We start from the raw sequence: 15,813 nt of genomic DNA on the forward strand, positions 1-15,813 counted from the left end.
ATGTATATATGTATAACAATCAAATATACTAAAAAGACAGGGATACTTCTGTTTCTTTTAATGAAAATTAAACAGAACCCCCTGTTATTTATGAGTTTAGCCCGATTTAGAACTGTTCCAGTATTTCGATTCGTTTTTCGATGGGAGGATGAGTGGCAAACAATCCGCTAAGTCCGCTGAATATACTTTTAGATGCCTTTTTGGGGTTCTGAATAAATAATTGTGCCACGTCTTTCCTTTCTACTGCCTCGATAGCGGGATCTGCTGATATTTTGCGGAGAGCGTTGGCCAGTGCCAACGGATTCTTCGTCATTTCTGCCGAACCTGCATCTGCCATATATTCGCGTTTGCGTGAGATGGCAAAACGCATCAGGCTTGCAAAAAGATAACCGATGGCGGCTATCACTAAAGCAATAAGAATAAAAAGAACCACACCGCCGCTACCTTTACTATTACTACGCACGCGTATGTGCGTAATGGCATAAAACGTGATTTCTGTCAGCATGGAGAAGATACCGACAAAGACAATGGAAATAATCAGCAGGCGTACATCGCGGTTGCGGATGTGACTTAGCTCGTGCGCGATGACTGCTTCCAGCTCCTCATCATTTAGTTTCCGGATGATGCCCTCCGAGAGGGTAACGGTGTATGTGCGTTCGTTGATACCGCTGGCAAATGCATTCAGGGAACTGTCATAGATGATATTGATTTTCGGCATTTTCATGCCTTGAGACATACAGAGGTTTTCCACCAGATTATAAACTCGTTTATTCTCCTGACGGTTCAGCGGCTTGGAGCCGGTGGCGGAATTAATAATGCTTGTGTTAGCCCAATAGGCAATCAGAAACCAGATTAATACGATCCCCATGGTATATGGTAACGAAGAGAAGAAGAAATGATTGACTATTGGTATCATTTCGACTTCCATATCCTTTCTATATCCCCAAAGAATCAACAGGTAGCAGGCCAAATAGAGGAGTGCTGCCACGAGACAGGGAAACAGGAATAGTAGAAACGCAGAGCGCAGATTATTCCGGCTCTGCTGTGTTTGGATTCCGACGTATTGCATGCGTGTTCGACTTTTGTAATTGGATGGACGGTGTATATAAAGGTTTTAGAAACTAATTTTGGGTGCCTGCTCCAAATTCGCACGTTCGTTTTTCCCCAAGTCGAACATTATCTCTCTTTGGAATCCGGTCATTCCTGCTACGATATTCGACGGGAATGTCTGCACGGCGTTATTGTATTCTTTAGTGGCCGAGTTGAAGTAGCGGCGAACAGCAGCCAGTTTATTCTCTACATCAGAAATTTCTTCCTGTAATTGCAGGAAATTCTGATTAGCTTTCAGATCGGGATAAGCCTCGAGAGTAATCTTCAATCCAGCAAGAGCGGAGCTCAACTGATTTTCGGCAGCTATCTTATCGTCGATCGTTTTTGCGCTGACTGCACCGTTACGTGCCTGAATCACCCGGTCGAGCGTTTCTTTCTCATGTGCGGCATATCCTTTCACGGTGTCTACCAGTTGGGGAATGAGATCATGGCGTTGTTTTAACTGCACATCGATGTCGGCAAATGCGTTTTCACGATTGTTTCTCAATTTCACTAATGAGTTGTACATGGAAGCAAAGATAATGCCCAGCAATACAATAATTCCTACAATAATAAGTATGGTCATGGCCTTTTGTTTTATTTAATAATATAAAATCAAAAGTAATCTATTTGGTTCTTTTAACCAAGAGGTAAAGGAAATATTTACTAAATACCACCTAAAAACTATCAGAAAGCACCTGAAATCTGTCATTTGATAGAATTAACCCCCAAGAAATGACAAATTTTCCCCTGTTGGATACACAAAATTCCTTTAAACTTGCAAATGTCGAGAAAAAACGAATATTAACCATAAAACCATTAAAGTATGAAAAGTTTAAGTTTCAGAAAAGATTTAATTGGAGTACAGGAAGAATTGCTTCGTTTCGCTTATAAATTAACGGCCAACCGTGAAGAAGCAAATGATTTATTGCAGGAAACATCTTTAAAAGCATTAGACAATGAAGAGAAATATGTTCCGGACACAAATTTCAAAGGATGGATGTACACAATCATGCGTAACATCTTTATTAATAACTACCGCAAAATAGTACGCGATCAGACCTTTGTTGATACCACCGATAATTATTATCACTTAAATCTGCCACAAGATTCTGGATTTGAAAGTACCGAAGGTGCTTACGACCTGAAAGAGATGCATCGCATCGTCAACGCACTCCCCCGGGAGTATAAGATTCCTTTCTCCATGCACGTATCAGGTTTCAAATACCGTGAGATTGCAGAGAAATTAGGATTGCCATTAGGTACAGTGAAGAGCCGCATATTCTTCACACGTCAACGTTTGCAACAAGAGTTGAAAGATTTTGTATAAATGAGGATAACGCATACAAACAAGCTTATAAGCAAAAGGAGCAAGGGGATAGATCCTCGTTGCTCCTTTCTTTTTATTTATGATTCAATTATCACTTGCTTTTCTTGTTTTTGCTTTTTTTCTTTTCAACGGCTTTTTCTTCAGGTGGAAATTTAGGAACCAGATTCATCAGCCGTAATATCTGATTTTGTCGTTTTAATATGTATGACGAAGGTTTCGCCGAGTTAAACCGTATCGGATTGGGCAGAGTAGCGGCGATAAGTGCGCATTGTCCCCGGGTCAGCTGGGCAGCTGTTGTTCCGAATTTGACCTTTGCGGTAGCTTGTGCGCCGTAGATGCCATTTCCCATTTCTATAGAGTTGAGATAGACTTCCATGATTCGTTCTTTCGACCAGAACAGTTCGATGAGAAACGTAAAGTAGACTTCGAGTCCCTTGCGTACCCACGAAGATTGCGGCCATAAGAACACATTCTTGGCTGTCTGCTGACTAATGGTGCTTGCTCCGCGTTTCCGTTTGCGTGTTTCGTTCTCTTTCATCGCTTTCTTGATTTCTACAAGATCGAATCCGTTGTGTTCGGCAAAACGGTTGTCTTCGGAGGCTATGACCGCCATCGGCAGGTTGGGAGATATCTTATCAAAAGAAACCCACGTGTGCTTCCACGTGGGTTTATCTCCTGAAAAAATCTGCTGAACGCTTCGGATAACCATCAATGGAGTGACATAAACCGGCATAAACCGATACACAATCACTGCCAACAGAGTGGATGCAAAGAAGAAAATCAGCAGGTTGCGCGTATAGCGCAGAATTTTTTTAATTAGCAGCTGCTTGTGCATCTTTAATCATTTGTTCACTTGCGTACATGTATACTTCTACACGACGGTTTTGTTCGCGACCGGCAGCAGTATCATTGCTTGCAACGGGATCGCTTTCACCCATTCCCTGTACACCTTTGATCTGATTGGTGGAAACACCACAGCTCAACAAATAACTGGACACGCTCTGTGCACGTTCTTGTGACAAGTTCAGATTTTTCTGTTGGCTTTGTGCGGCAGTGCTGTTTTTCCAGCCCTGGTTGTCAGTGTATCCGTAGATAGACACGTCCATATCCCGGTTCTGATTGAGCACATTGTTGGCAAACTTGCTTAAAGCAGATTTAGCAGCAGCACTTAGATTTGCATTACCGGTAGTGAAAAGAATACCCGAGTCGAATGTTACTTTCACGGCTTGCAATCCGTTGTTGTCTGTTATCTGTTCTACTTGTGCGCCTTCAATTTGTTTTGCTTCTGCTGCTGCTTTGTCCATCTTCTTACCGATAAGAGCACCCGTACCTGCACCTACTGCCGTACCGATAGCAGCACCAATAGCGGCACCTTTACCTTTACCGATAACACCTCCCAGGATTGCACCCAGTGCAGCACCCGAACCACCACCGATAGCAGCACCTTTACCAGTGTTGTTCATACTTCCACAGCTACCAAATATCATGGCAATACTCATGAAGAGAACCATAAATTTCATCTTGTTCATAATGTTGATGTTTTTTTTAATTGGTTTATAAATAATGTTTTTATACGAATCGCTTCGTATTATAAATAACAATGCAAAGATACATATTATTTGGCAAGCATGTACTTTTTAAGTTAAAATAACTCGGATGAATCCCTTTGTTTGTTAATAAAGGAAAACGAACATTATCCTTTTATCGTTGAAGGAATACTTAAGCACTTCTTTTTGATAATAATGAACCAACTCAAAAGAATTAAACCTTTGGCAACGGTGGTGACGCAGACTGCCCACCAGATTCCTTCCACTCCCATACCCATCCGTACAAACAGGATAGCAAGCGGAATACGCATATAGTTGCAACTGATGCTGATAATGGCAGGGGGTATTGTGCGGCCGATGCCGTAGAAAACTCCCTGCATGGTGATTTCGAGCATCATAAAGAGCTGGGAATATCCGTCGATACGAAGGAATACACCTCCGGCCTCATAAGCAGCCTGTTCGGGCACGAATATGGCGAAAACTTCGTTTCCGAAGAAAACGAATAGCAAAGTACAGAGTGTACCGAAGATTCCCGTCATCCATAGGGTAGTGTACCAGGATTTAAGTACCCGTTCGATTCGTCCGGCAGCATAGTTTTGGGCGATGAAGGCACTTAGTGCGGTGGAGAATCCCTGTGAGGTGTTCCAGGTAATTGCTTCGATTTGTCCCCCGGTGGTGAACGTCATTAAGCCGATATGTCCTCCCTGTTCGGAAGCGGTGCGGCAGAGGAACATGTTGACGAAGGCAAACAATGTATTTAAAGTCGCTACGGGTAATCCAAGTTTAAGGATTCTCCGCGTGTACTTTTTCTTTAGCCGGGTGAAGAAAGGGAAACCGCCCAGCAGCGCATCCCTGCAACGCAACTGATAGACGAAAATCAGGAAAACACTTGCTTCTGCAATCCAGGTGGCGTACGCCGCACCGTTTGTTCCCAGTCCGAAACCGAATATAAAGAGTGGGTCCAGAACGATATTTAATATCAACCCTGTGCCACTGATAAAGAACGGGACTTTGCTGCGTCCTGCTGCATTATAAATTCCGGTGAAGGCAGCGGAAAGGAAAACGAAAGGTAATCCGGTAGAAACAATCCGCAGATATTGAATGGCATTGGCTGTGATATGTTCCTCAAGTTCATAAATACGTATGATAGGTTCTGCAAATATAAAAAGGAGTCCGCCCCAGCAAATGGAAATAATCAAAGCAATCGTAATATTATGAGACGCGAAGCTGCGGGCATCTTCCTGGCTTTGCGCACCGATGGATTGTCCGACACTCACTTCAGATCCTACCTTATTTAATAAGGAGATAGAACCGGACATCCACGTCAGGATTCCGACAGAGCCGATAGCGGCTACGGCTTCACTTCCCAACCGTCCTACCCATGCCATGTCTGTGAGACTATATGCCATTTGAATAAACGACGTTGCCATGATCGGCATTGCCAGATTAAACAGTTGGCGGTTGATGGGGCCTTTTGTCAGATTCTTTATTCCTTGCATATAATTTTTCTATTCAAAATGAGGTGCAAAGATACGTAAAATTACTATCTTCGCACGTCTAATTATTCATTAATCAAAGTATATAGATACTATGAAACAGAAATTATCTACTATTTTCTTCTTGTTATTTATCTTACTGGCAGGTTCACGAGTGGTAGCACAGAACGCTCCGAAACCTTTTGATATCGAACAACCTTCACTTCGCGTATTCCTTCCGGCACCGGAACTGGCAACGGGTCGTGCTGTGGTCGCTTGTCCGGGGGGTGGATATGGCGGCTTGGCTGTCAACCACGAGGGTTACGACTGGGCGCCATATTTCAACAAACAAGGCATTGCATTAATTGTGCTCAAATACCGGATGCCGAAAGGTGATCGTACTCTACCTATTTCGGATGCTGAAGCAGCAATGAAAACCGTGCGTGACAGTGCTGATGTCTGGAATTTGAATCCCAATGATATCGGTATCATGGGCTCATCTGCCGGTGGACATCTGGCATCTACCATTGCCACTCACGCCAAACCCGAACTTCGTCCGAATTTCCAGATTCTGTTCTATCCTGTGATTACGATGGATAAATCTTATACCCACATGGGTTCTCACAACAATCTTCTGGGAAAAGATGCTTCTGCCGAATTGGAAACGGAATATTCCAATGAGAAACAAGTGACGAAAGATACACCACGTGCCTTCATCGTTTACAGTGACGACGACAAGGTGGTTCCACCTGCTAATGGAGTTAATTATTATCTGGCTCTGAATAAGAACAATGTCCCTTCAGTTCTTCATATCTATCCTTCCGGCGGACATGGCTGGGGGATTCGTGAGGATTTCCTCTACAAGAGTGAAATGCTGAATGAACTGACTTCCTGGCTTCGTAGTTTTAAAGTGCCTCATAAAGATGCCATCCGTGTAGCTTGTATCGGCAATAGTATAACGTATGGAGCACGTATCAAGAATCGCGATCGTGATAGCTATCCTGCTGTGTTAAGTCGTATGCTGGGAGAGGCTTATTGGGTAAAGAATTTTGGAGTAAGTGCCCGCACTCTGTTGAATAAGGGCGATAATCCTTATATGAACGAAAAGGCTTATCAGGATGCGCTGGCTTTCAATCCCAATATCGTTGTCATCAAACTGGGTACGAATGACAGTAAATCGTTCAACTGGAAGTATAAAGCCGACTTCACGAAAGATCTTCAAACAATGGTTGATGCTTTCAAAGCATTGTCTGCCCAACCGAAAATTTATCTTTGTTATCCTTCCAAAGCCTATCAGACCGGAGATAATATCAATGACGATATAATCTCTAAAGAAATTATTCCGATGATAAAGAAAGTTGCTAAGAAAAACAACCTGTCCGTCATCGATCTTCATACGGCAATGGACGGAATGCCCGAACTATTCCCGGATAAGATTCATCCGAATGAAGCAGGTGCCAAAGTGATGGCAAAAGCTGTTTATCAGTCCCTGAAAAAGTAAAATAGAAACACAATAAATGCAGAATTTCCGGTTGGAACAATCTCTTTATGAGAAAGTTTCAACCGGAAATTTTTTAGTTTAACGACGAATAAACTTCTTATAATATGCTAAAAATATAACTTTCTGAAAGTCTGGTTTATAGGTAATCCGTATTTTTGCGCCCGAAAAAGTATTAAAATGATAAATAGCGTTATGAATAGACTACAAGATTTCACTTTTTTCTCGCAGTTGATGGCTAACGCTAATATGGGATGGTGGAAAGCCAATTTATCAACTGCGAATTATGAGTGTTCTGATTTTATATTAGAATTATTAGGTCTGGATAAGACCGGAGTTATAAGTTTTGAGGATTTCAATAAACGTATTCTGAAGGAGGAGCAACGTCCTACGACTGTCCATTCTTTTGGCGTGCATCAAAGACCGGAAGCGGTATATTTACTTGATACGGTGAAAGGAGCTGTCTGGATGCGTAGTAAGATCTGCTTTCAAGAAACGGACGAAGACGGAAATGAAATTGTTTATGGTATAGCCGAAGTGCAAGATGCTCCCGATATGGCATCTGCTTATCAGGCATTGCAGCATAGTGAACGTCTCTTATATAACATTTTCAAGCATTTACCAATCGGCATCGAACTATATAATATGGATGGAGTATTGATAGATTTGAACGATAAGGAATTGGAGATGTTTCATGTAGAGAAGAAAGAAGATATATTGGGTATCAATATTTTCGAGAATCCTATTTTCCCGAAAGAAATGAAAGAGCGGTTGAAGAAGAATGAAGATGCCGACTTTACTTTCCGCTATGACTTCTCGAAAGTAGGTTCCTATTATCAGAACTCCCAAAAGGAGGGCAAGATTGATTTGGTGACTAAAGTGACTACGTTGTATGATAACGAACACCAACCGATAAATTACCTGTTGATTAATGCGGATAAGACAGAAACAACTGTGGCTTATAATAAAATCCAGGAGTTTGAAGAGTTTTTTGAACTGGTCGGTGATTATGCCAAGGTTGGTTATGCTCACTTCAATGTTTTGACCGGACATGGTTACGCCCAAAAGAGCTGGTACGATAATATAGGTGAAGAAGATGAAACTCCCTTATCCGAAATCTTTTCTGCATACCGGCATTTCCATCCCGACGACCGTGCCCTGTTGATTCAGTTTTTGGACGATGTGCGGAAAGGACTTACTGTCAAACTTAGCAAAGAGATGCGTATCTATAGAGAGGATGGCACCTGCACATGGACGTATGTCCATTTGTTAGTCAGGAAATATGCCCCGCAAGATCAGATTATCGAAATAATCAGCATCAATTATGACATCACAGAACTGAAACGGACAGAGGAAATGCTTGTCAAAGCACGCGATAAAGCCGAAGCATCCGATCGTTTAAAGTCTGCTTTCCTGGCCAATATGAGCCATGAAATCCGTACTCCTTTAAATGCTATCATCGGGTTTTCGAGCTTGTTGGCTAGTACGGAGGATGCAGCGGAAAAAGAACTTTATAATTCCCTGATCGGCCACAACAACAAACTTCTGCTTAATCTGATTAATGACGTGATTGATCTCTCTAAGATAGAATCCGGATATATAGAACTCCATCCGGACTGGGTTAATCTTACCGAACTTCTTAACGAGAGCGTGGCGGAGTATGTTCATCAAGTACCTTCCGGTGTTGAACTCTTAACCAACTATCCCGAGCATGCTTTTCTGGCAGAACTGGATAAGCTGCGCATCAAACAGATAGTAAGTAACTTCCTCTCGAATGCTTTAAAGAATACTACCACCGGACATGTGGAAGTCTTCTATGAGATAGACCATCAGTTTGTCCGAATCGGTGTTAAAGACACCGGGCGGGGTATCCCGCAAAATATGCTTGAAAAGATATTCGAAAGGTTTGAAAAGTTGGACTCCTTTGTTCAAGGAGCCGGTTTGGGCTTATCTATTTGTAAATTGATCGTCGAAAAAATGAACGGGCGGATATTAGTAGATTCCCAACTGGGGATAGGCACTACTTTCGTAATCGAATTACCGTGCCATTCTATACCTGTTGAATGAGTATATTGGGGAAAATATAAAAAAGAAAGATTCCCTTGATTCATGAATATTGCCCTGAAAGTTTGCGATAAATAATATATTTCGCCCTTTAGTTGACTTTGTCAACTAAAGGGCTTATCTTTGCGGCATGAAACAGGAACATGTGAATAGTATAAGAGCCTTTAACAGGTTCTATACAAAGTTGTTAGGCGTACTTAACAAGTATTATTTAGAAAGTGAATTTGGACTTCCCGAGGTTCGCATTATTCAGGATGTTTATTTGCACCCTGATAGAAGTTCCAAAGATATATCCAGTGAGTTAAACATGGATAAAGGTTTGCTCTCCCGTTTATTAAAACAACTGGAACAAAAAGGGTATATATGTCGAAAAGGAACAGAAAGAGATAGTCGCATGGGGCTGATAAATCTCACACAAAAAGGATGTGAAATTTATCATTGCTTAAATGCTGCCGCTAATCAATCTGTGGAGGAAATCTTTGCACACCTGAATGATGGCCAACTGCAAGAGATAATAAATAGTATGGACTTCATCTATAATACAATGAACGAAAAGGAAACCAATCTTGCAGTTAAGAATGTTGCACCCATTGTAATACGCCCAATAGAGGAAGAAGATAATACTTCAATTGCTTGTGTACTTCGTGCTTCAGTTGAAGAACATGACGCTCCTAAAGTCGGTACATTTTATGATGATCCACATACAGATATGATGTTTCAGACTTTTAATATAAAAAATGCAGAATATTGGGTGGTTGAATGTGACGGTGTAATATTGGGTGGCGGCGGTTTTTATCCAACTAAAGGCCTGCCAAAAGGGTACGCTGAATTGTCAAAATTCCATTTTAAACCAGAGCTTAGAGGGAAAGGAATTGGAAAACGCCTACTTCAACTAATAGAACAGCGAGCAATAAAGGCTGGATATACATATATGTATATTGTTTCATATCACCAGTTTGGAAATGCTGTCGCTATGTATGAAAAATGCGGGTATAAGCACATAAGTAGTGCATTAGATCAGTCAGGGCTGTATCAAGACGCACCTTTTCATATGGTGAAAGAGTTGTAGATAAAAGTGTGACTATCATTTTTAGGAAATATGATAGTGATTATTGGTTACGGATATAATATAAAAAAACTCCTGCAATACCTTGATATTGTAGGAGTTATCTTTTTCTATTCTGCCTTTCTGTGATCCGCCTGGGGCTCGAACCCAGGACCCCAACATTAAAAGTGTTGTGCTCTACCTGCTGAGCTAGCGAATCGGTCCTTCAGTGCTTTCTTTCGAATGCGGGTGCAAAGGTAGAACATTTTTTTATAACTCCAAAAGAATTCAAACATTTTTCTTATCTTTGTGCCATTATCAACAATATATAATCATACATATGGCTGCTGACGATAAAAAAATTATCTTCTCAATGGTGGGAGTGAGCAAGGCTTTCACCCCCAATAAGAATGTGCTGAAAGACATTTACCTGTCGTTTTTCTATGGAGCGAAAATCGGTATTATCGGTTTGAACGGTTCCGGTAAATCAACGTTATTGAAGATCATCGCCGGTTTGGAGAAATCCTATCAGGGAGAAGTGGTGTTCTCTCCGGGATATTCCGTGGGTTACTTGGCACAGGAACCCTATTTAGACAACACAAAGACAGTAAAAGAAGTAGTAATGGAAGGCGTGCAACCCATTGTTGACGCACTGACAGAATACGAAGAAATCAATCAGAAGTTCGGTTTACCGGAGTACTACGAGGATCAGGATAAGATGGATGCTCTTTTTGCTCGCCAAGGCGAACTGCAAGATATCATTGATGCGACTGATGCATGGAATCTGGATAGCAAACTGGAGCGTGCGATGGATGCTCTCCGTTGTCCGCCTGAAGATCAATCGGTAGAAAACCTGTCCGGAGGTGAACGTCGTCGGGTAGCTTTATGTCGTTTGTTGTTGCAGAAACCAGATGTGCTCTTGCTGGACGAACCTACCAACCACCTGGATGCAGAATCTATCGACTGGTTGGAACAACATCTTCAGCAATATGAAGGTACGGTTATTGCCGTGACGCACGACCGTTACTTCCTCGATCATGTAGCCGGATGGATTCTTGAACTAGACCGTGGTGAAGGTATTCCCTGGAAAGGTAACTACTCTTCCTGGCTGGAACAGAAGACAAAACGCATGGAAATGGAAGAAAAGACCGCCAGCAAACGTCGCAAAACACTGGAACGTGAGTTGGAATGGGTGCGCATGGCTCCGAAAGCCCGTCAGGCAAAGGGTAAGGCACGTCTTAACTCTTATGACAAGTTGCTGAATGAAGACGTGAAAGAGAAAGAAGAAAAACTTGAAATCTTCATTCCGAATGGTCCGCGTCTGGGTAATAAAGTCATTGAAGCGAAACAGGTGGCCAAAGCATACGGCGATAAACTATTGTTTGACGATTTGAACTTTATGCTTCCTCCTAATGGTATTGTTGGTGTGATCGGTCCCAATGGTGCGGGAAAGACGACACTGTTCCGTCTGATTATGGGATTGGAGACAGTAGATAAAGGAGAATTTGAAGTAGGAGAGACTGTAAAGGTGGCGTATGTAGACCAGCAACACAGAGATATTGATCCGAATAAGAGCGTATATCAGGTAATTTCCGGTGGCAATGAGTTGATCCGCATGGGAGGACGTGACATCAATGCGCGTGCATACCTTTCTCGTTTCAACTTCTCCGGAGGCGATCAGGAAAAACTTTGCGGTGTACTGTCCGGTGGTGAAAGAAACCGTTTACACTTGGCGATGGCTTTGAAAGAAGAAGGCAATGTACTGTTGCTCGATGAGCCTACCAATGATATTGATGTAAACACACTGCGTGCTTTGGAAGAAGGTCTGGAAGATTTTGCCGGCTGTGCCGTAGTTATCTCGCATGACCGTTGGTTCCTCGACCGTATCTGTACACACATTCTGGCTTTTGAAGGAGATTCCAATGTATTCTACTTCGAAGGGTCTTATTCAGAATACGAAGAAAACAAAATGAAACGTTTGGGAAATGAAGAGCCGAAGCGTGTTCGTTATAGAAAGTTAATGACTGACTAGTATAAAGTAATAGATTGAAGCATTTCTAATGCTTTCTGTTTCAAAATAAAAGGCTCTGCAAATATTGTAGAGCCTTTATCATTTTATAAGGTAGTGAAACGTTTATCTCTCTTAAAAAATTGTAGTATAATCGTAATGTAGTTCTAAATATTATTAATTATATTTGTGCACAGTTTTTAAAAGCAAACAATTTATATTAACTAATCAACTACATTTATGTTAAAGAGAATGCGATCTTTCTTAGTGCTAGTAATGTTGTTTATCGCTGTCACGATGAGCGCGCAGGTTACAACAGCCACGATGAGTGGTAAAGTGACCGCACAAGATGAACCAATCATTGGAGCAACAGTCGTTGCGGTTCACGAACCATCAGGCACTCGTTATGGTACAGTGACTAACGTCAGTGGTCAATTTAATCTGCAGGGTATGCGTACCGGCGGCCCTTACAAAGTAGAAATTTCTTATGTTGGTTATCAAACAGCAATTTACAAGGGAATTAATCTTTTATTGGGAGAGAATTATGTTTTAAATGTTTCTTTAAAAGAGAGTTCAGAACTGTTGGATGAAGTAGTAGTGACTGCTTCTAAAGAGAGTAATATGAAGTCTGACAGAGCAGGTGCTATTATGAATGCCAATCGTGATATGATTAATAGTACTCCGACTATTTCTCGTAGTATCAGCGATATCATGCGTCTTTCTCCACAAGGTGCTGATGTTGGTAACGGTTTTGCAGTAGGTGGTGGTAACTATCGTCAGTCATTTGTAACAGTTGATGGTGCTGCTTTTAATAATACATTCGGGTTGGGAGGTAATCTTCCGGCTAACGGATCTCCAATTTCTTTGGATGCTTTGGAACAAGTTACAGTAGCTGTAACTCCATTTGATGTTCGTCAGAGCGGTTTTACAGGGGGTGCAATTAATGCAGTAACCCGTTCAGGAGATAATCAATTCCGTGGAACTGCCTATATGTATTTTAATAATGAGAATCTAAAAGGAAGCAAGGTTGATGATTATGAACTTTTACGTTCTAAAGCTCAATATTATACTTATGGCGCAAGCTTTGGTGGTCCGATTATAAAAGATAAGTTGTTCTTTTTTGTGAATGGAGAATATGAGGATAATGTAACTGCGGGATCAAGTTATCTCCCACGTACTGCCCTAGGACAGAGCTATAGCAGTGGAAATGTACATCGTCCTCTTCAAAGTGACATGGATGCTATAAGCAATTTCTTAATAAATAAGTATGACTTTAATCCAGGGAAGTATAATGGCTATTCAACGGACACTCCTGCTTATCGTATTATGGCACGTGTTGATTGGAATGCCAATCAAGATAATAAGGTTAGTTTCCGCTTTACCAGAACGCATACTAAAGATTCTAACTTCCCTACTAGTTCAACCAATCCATTGTATTCATCAGATCTTTATCCAGGAGGTAAATCTAATGAAGTTATAGATGGTAAGCCTGTTGGTGACATTGCCAAAGGACAGGGACGTACTTCTAAATATGCCTTGAGTTTCTCGAATTCCAACTACTATCAAGTGCGTGACTTTACTTCTGTTGCAGGTGAATGGAACTCGCGTATGGCTCAAGGAGCAATGAATAATATGTTGCGTTTTGCATATTCCTATCAAGATGAGCCTCGTTCATTTGATGGTCCTCTTTTCCCGACAGTTGATATTTTACAAGATGGTGCCGTATATGCTAATTTTGGCGCAGACCTTTTCACAGCAGGCAATCTGCGTCAGACAAAAGTATTCACTATTACAGATGAGTTCAACTGGAATGTAGGTATTAATAAGTTTATGGCTGGTTTCCAATATGAGCATACGAAAGCTATTAATGGTTATATGTTAGGAGGTGCTGGCTACTATGTCTATTCAACTTGGGATGATTTTGTAAATGATAGAACTCCGCAGGCTTTTGCTATAACTCACTCAAATTCACCTGATATGTCTCAATTCCTTGCAGAATTGAAATTTCAACAATATTCTTTGTATTTGCAGGATGAGATTTCTGTTTCAGAAAACTTTAAAGTAACAGGTGGACTTCGTTTTGAATTGCCAACTTATCCTTCTTTAAAGAATAATTATAATGAAGAGTTTGCCAAATTAGATTTTGGTGGTCAGCATTATTCTACAGATCAGCTTCCGGGTGCAAAAGTATCTGTTTCTCCGCGTGTTGGCTTTAACTGGGATATAACCGGAGACCGTAAGTATGTACTTCGTGGTGGTACAGGTCTGTTTGTAGGACGTATGCCTTTCGTATGGTTGATTTCTGCTGTGGGAAATTCAGGTGTGGGACAAACTACTTATTATTATACGGATGCTGCTACTGCTCAATACAAACCAAGCTTCCATGCAAATCGTGATGAGATATTGAAAGACCTTTATGGCGGTCAGACACATTCAAAAGTAGAGCTTCCTAAAGACCCTACCATTATTGATAAAGATTTGAAGATGCCTTCTACTTGGAAGACTTCATTAGCCCTTGATATGAGATTGCCGGGTGATATTAATTTTACATTAGAAGGAATTTACAGTCGTGACTATAATCCTGTTGTTATAACTAATCGTGGTTATGAGTTACAAGATGCAAAATTGACTCTTTCTCCAAATGACGTTCGTGATACTTATAAGATATATAATAAAGGTCAGAATGTTTATCTTTTAGAAAACTGGAAAAAAGGTGCTTATTACTATTCAATTTCAGCTCAATTGCGTAAGAACTTTGATTTTGGTTTAGATTTATCATTTGCTTATACACATTCAAAATCTCGTTCATATAGTGATGGTATTGGTGACCAGGTAACTTCAGCTTATAAGACTAATACTTATTCAGTAAATGGTATTAATGAACATGAATTGGGTTATGGTACTTATGTAGCTCCTGACCGTATCTTGGCTACAGTTGGTTATAAGAAAGAATATGGTAAGCATTTTGCAACCAGTGTTTCTTTATTGTATGAAGGAATGCAGATGGGATATGCCGGAACATGGGGATATAGCCGTTACTCATATACTTTCTCTGGTAATGTTGTTGGTGATGCGGGTGCAAATAGCTTATTGTATATTCCTGCAACGCGTGAAGAATTGGATAACTGGAAGTTTAGTGATGCTGCTTCTTATCCTGCTACACAACAAAGAGATGATTTCTGGAATTATATTAACCAAGATAAATATCTGAAGAATCGCAAAGGTAAATATGCTGAAAGAGGTGGAGCTGTTATGCCATGGCATCATCAGGTTGACTTTAAATTGAATCAAGACTTCTATTTAAACGTTGGTGGTAAGCGTAACTTGTTGCAAGTAGGAGTTGATATCAAAAATCTTCCTAACTTGTTAAATAACAGTTGGGGACTTTATAAGCAAGTAATCAATTCTAGCTTGTTGCAATATAAAAATGGAGAATTCACTATGAATAAGAATGCTGGTGAGACGCTGACAAGCACTTATCGTGATTTCCAAAGCTTTAAATCTACTTATTCAGTACAGTTTAGTGTACGTTATATCTTCAATTAATAGTAGTTTAATATCATAATAAAAGAATGCCGGGCAATTTTTAAATTGTTCGGCTTTCTTTTATATTATAAGAATAATATTCAATTAAAGATTTACTTTAAAGAATAATCCCATATATAGACCTTATTCATTATAATGAGGAAACTAATATAACGCATTTCTTATCTTCTTTAAAAGCTTCACCCTCATTACCACCGCAATATGATCGCTA

General features: G+C 40.7%; 11 protein-coding genes and 1 tRNA gene. 6 read left to right on the forward strand and 6 right to left on the reverse strand.

What is annotated here, in order from left to right; all coding sequences use genetic code 11:
* Window positions 1-106 precede the first annotated feature (106 nt).
* Window positions 107-1,069 (reverse strand): M48 family metallopeptidase, encoded by a 963-nt coding sequence (locus ACT8YW_RS17525; RefSeq protein ID WP_444106448.1) that lies wholly within the window; start codon window positions 1,067-1,069, stop codon window positions 107-109.
* A 45-nt stretch (window positions 1,070-1,114) separates the two neighbouring features.
* Window positions 1,115-1,675, reverse strand: coding sequence for a LemA family protein (locus ACT8YW_RS17530; RefSeq protein WP_004300345.1), 561 nt, complete (start codon window positions 1,673-1,675; stop codon window positions 1,115-1,117).
* Between the two features lie 240 nt (window positions 1,676-1,915).
* Between ACT8YW_RS17530 and ACT8YW_RS17535 the strand changes: the two genes are divergently transcribed.
* A complete protein-coding gene (locus tag ACT8YW_RS17535) occupies window positions 1,916-2,419 on the forward strand; it encodes an RNA polymerase sigma factor (RefSeq protein WP_004300346.1) in 504 nt (167 codons plus the stop codon).
* 91 nt (window positions 2,420-2,510) lie between these two features.
* On the opposite strand, the gene mtgA is transcribed toward ACT8YW_RS17535, so the two are convergent.
* The 3 genes from mtgA to ACT8YW_RS17550 all read right to left on the reverse strand — a co-directional run bounded on the left by mtgA (window position 2,511) and on the right by ACT8YW_RS17550 (window position 5,465).
* Window positions 2,511-3,254, reverse strand: a complete 744-nt coding sequence (gene mtgA, locus ACT8YW_RS17540; RefSeq protein WP_004300347.1) for a monofunctional biosynthetic peptidoglycan transglycosylase — start codon at window positions 3,252-3,254, stop codon at window positions 2,511-2,513.
* Window positions 3,232-3,948 (reverse strand): OmpA family protein, encoded by a 717-nt coding sequence (locus tag ACT8YW_RS17545; RefSeq protein WP_004300348.1) that lies wholly within the window; start codon window positions 3,946-3,948, stop codon window positions 3,232-3,234. Before ACT8YW_RS17545 ends, mtgA begins: the two co-directional genes overlap by 23 nt.
* Before the next feature lie 164 nt (window positions 3,949-4,112).
* On the reverse strand, window positions 4,113-5,465 hold the full coding sequence (locus ACT8YW_RS17550; RefSeq protein WP_008999369.1) for an MATE family efflux transporter: 1,353 nt from the start codon (window positions 5,463-5,465) through the stop codon (window positions 4,113-4,115).
* 91 nt (window positions 5,466-5,556) lie between these two features.
* On the opposite strand from ACT8YW_RS17550, the gene ACT8YW_RS17555 reads away from it, so the two are divergent.
* The 3 genes from ACT8YW_RS17555 (at window position 5,557) to ACT8YW_RS17565 (ending at window position 10,072) form a co-directional block, all read left to right on the forward strand.
* Window positions 5,557-6,942, forward strand: a complete 1,386-nt coding sequence (locus ACT8YW_RS17555; protein ID WP_444106451.1) for a GDSL-type esterase/lipase family protein — start codon at window positions 5,557-5,559, stop codon at window positions 6,940-6,942.
* A gap of 192 nt (window positions 6,943-7,134) precedes the next feature.
* The gene (locus tag ACT8YW_RS17560) at window positions 7,135-9,006 is read left to right on the forward strand and encodes a PAS domain-containing sensor histidine kinase (RefSeq protein WP_444106453.1); all 1,872 of its coding nucleotides are present in this window, start codon (window positions 7,135-7,137) and stop codon (window positions 9,004-9,006) included.
* A 127-nt stretch (window positions 9,007-9,133) separates the two neighbouring features.
* A complete protein-coding gene (locus tag ACT8YW_RS17565) occupies window positions 9,134-10,072 on the forward strand; it encodes a bifunctional helix-turn-helix transcriptional regulator/GNAT family N-acetyltransferase (protein ID WP_008999371.1) in 939 nt (312 codons plus the stop codon).
* 123 nt (window positions 10,073-10,195) lie between these two features.
* Here ACT8YW_RS17565 and ACT8YW_RS17570 read toward each other — a convergent pair.
* Window positions 10,196-10,268, reverse strand: a tRNA-Lys gene (locus ACT8YW_RS17570).
* Between the two features lie 120 nt (window positions 10,269-10,388).
* On the opposite strand from ACT8YW_RS17570, the gene ettA reads away from it, so the two are divergent.
* Window positions 10,389-12,080, forward strand: a complete 1,692-nt coding sequence (gene ettA, locus ACT8YW_RS17575) for an energy-dependent translational throttle protein EttA (protein ID WP_444106456.1) — start codon at window positions 10,389-10,391, stop codon at window positions 12,078-12,080.
* Window positions 12,081-12,296: 216 nt separating this feature from the next.
* On the forward strand, window positions 12,297-15,602 hold the full coding sequence (locus tag ACT8YW_RS17580; RefSeq protein WP_444106458.1) for a TonB-dependent receptor: 3,306 nt from the start codon (window positions 12,297-12,299) through the stop codon (window positions 15,600-15,602).
* Window positions 15,603-15,813 lie beyond the last annotated feature (211 nt).

The sequence above is a fragment of the Bacteroides sp. genome (genome assembly GCF_052357945.1).
Lineage (GTDB): Bacteria > Bacteroidota > Bacteroidia > Bacteroidales > Bacteroidaceae > Bacteroides.

Bases quoted from the DNA above. Each gene is read 5' to 3' on its own strand.
- ACT8YW_RS17525 (WP_444106448.1), bottom strand. From the start codon at position 1,069: ATGCAATACGTCGGAATCCAAACACAGCAGAGCCGGAATAATCTGCGC.
- ACT8YW_RS17530 (WP_004300345.1), bottom strand. From the start codon at position 1,675: ATGACCATACTTATTATTGTAGGAATTATTGTATTGCTGGGCATTATC.
- ACT8YW_RS17535 (WP_004300346.1), top strand. From the start codon at position 1,916: ATGAAAAGTTTAAGTTTCAGAAAAGATTTAATTGGAGTACAGGAAGAA.
- mtgA (WP_004300347.1), bottom strand. From the start codon at position 3,254: ATGCACAAGCAGCTGCTAATTAAAAAAATTCTGCGCTATACGCGCAAC.
- ACT8YW_RS17545 (WP_004300348.1), bottom strand. From the start codon at position 3,948: ATGAACAAGATGAAATTTATGGTTCTCTTCATGAGTATTGCCATGATA.
- ACT8YW_RS17550 (WP_008999369.1), bottom strand. From the start codon at position 5,465: ATGCAAGGAATAAAGAATCTGACAAAAGGCCCCATCAACCGCCAACTG.
- ACT8YW_RS17555 (WP_444106451.1), top strand. From the start codon at position 5,557: ATGAAACAGAAATTATCTACTATTTTCTTCTTGTTATTTATCTTACTG.
- ACT8YW_RS17560 (WP_444106453.1), top strand. From the start codon at position 7,135: ATGAATAGACTACAAGATTTCACTTTTTTCTCGCAGTTGATGGCTAAC.
- ACT8YW_RS17565 (WP_008999371.1), top strand. From the start codon at position 9,134: ATGAAACAGGAACATGTGAATAGTATAAGAGCCTTTAACAGGTTCTAT.
- ettA (WP_444106456.1), top strand. From the start codon at position 10,389: ATGGCTGCTGACGATAAAAAAATTATCTTCTCAATGGTGGGAGTGAGC.
- ACT8YW_RS17580 (WP_444106458.1), top strand. From the start codon at position 12,297: ATGTTAAAGAGAATGCGATCTTTCTTAGTGCTAGTAATGTTGTTTATC.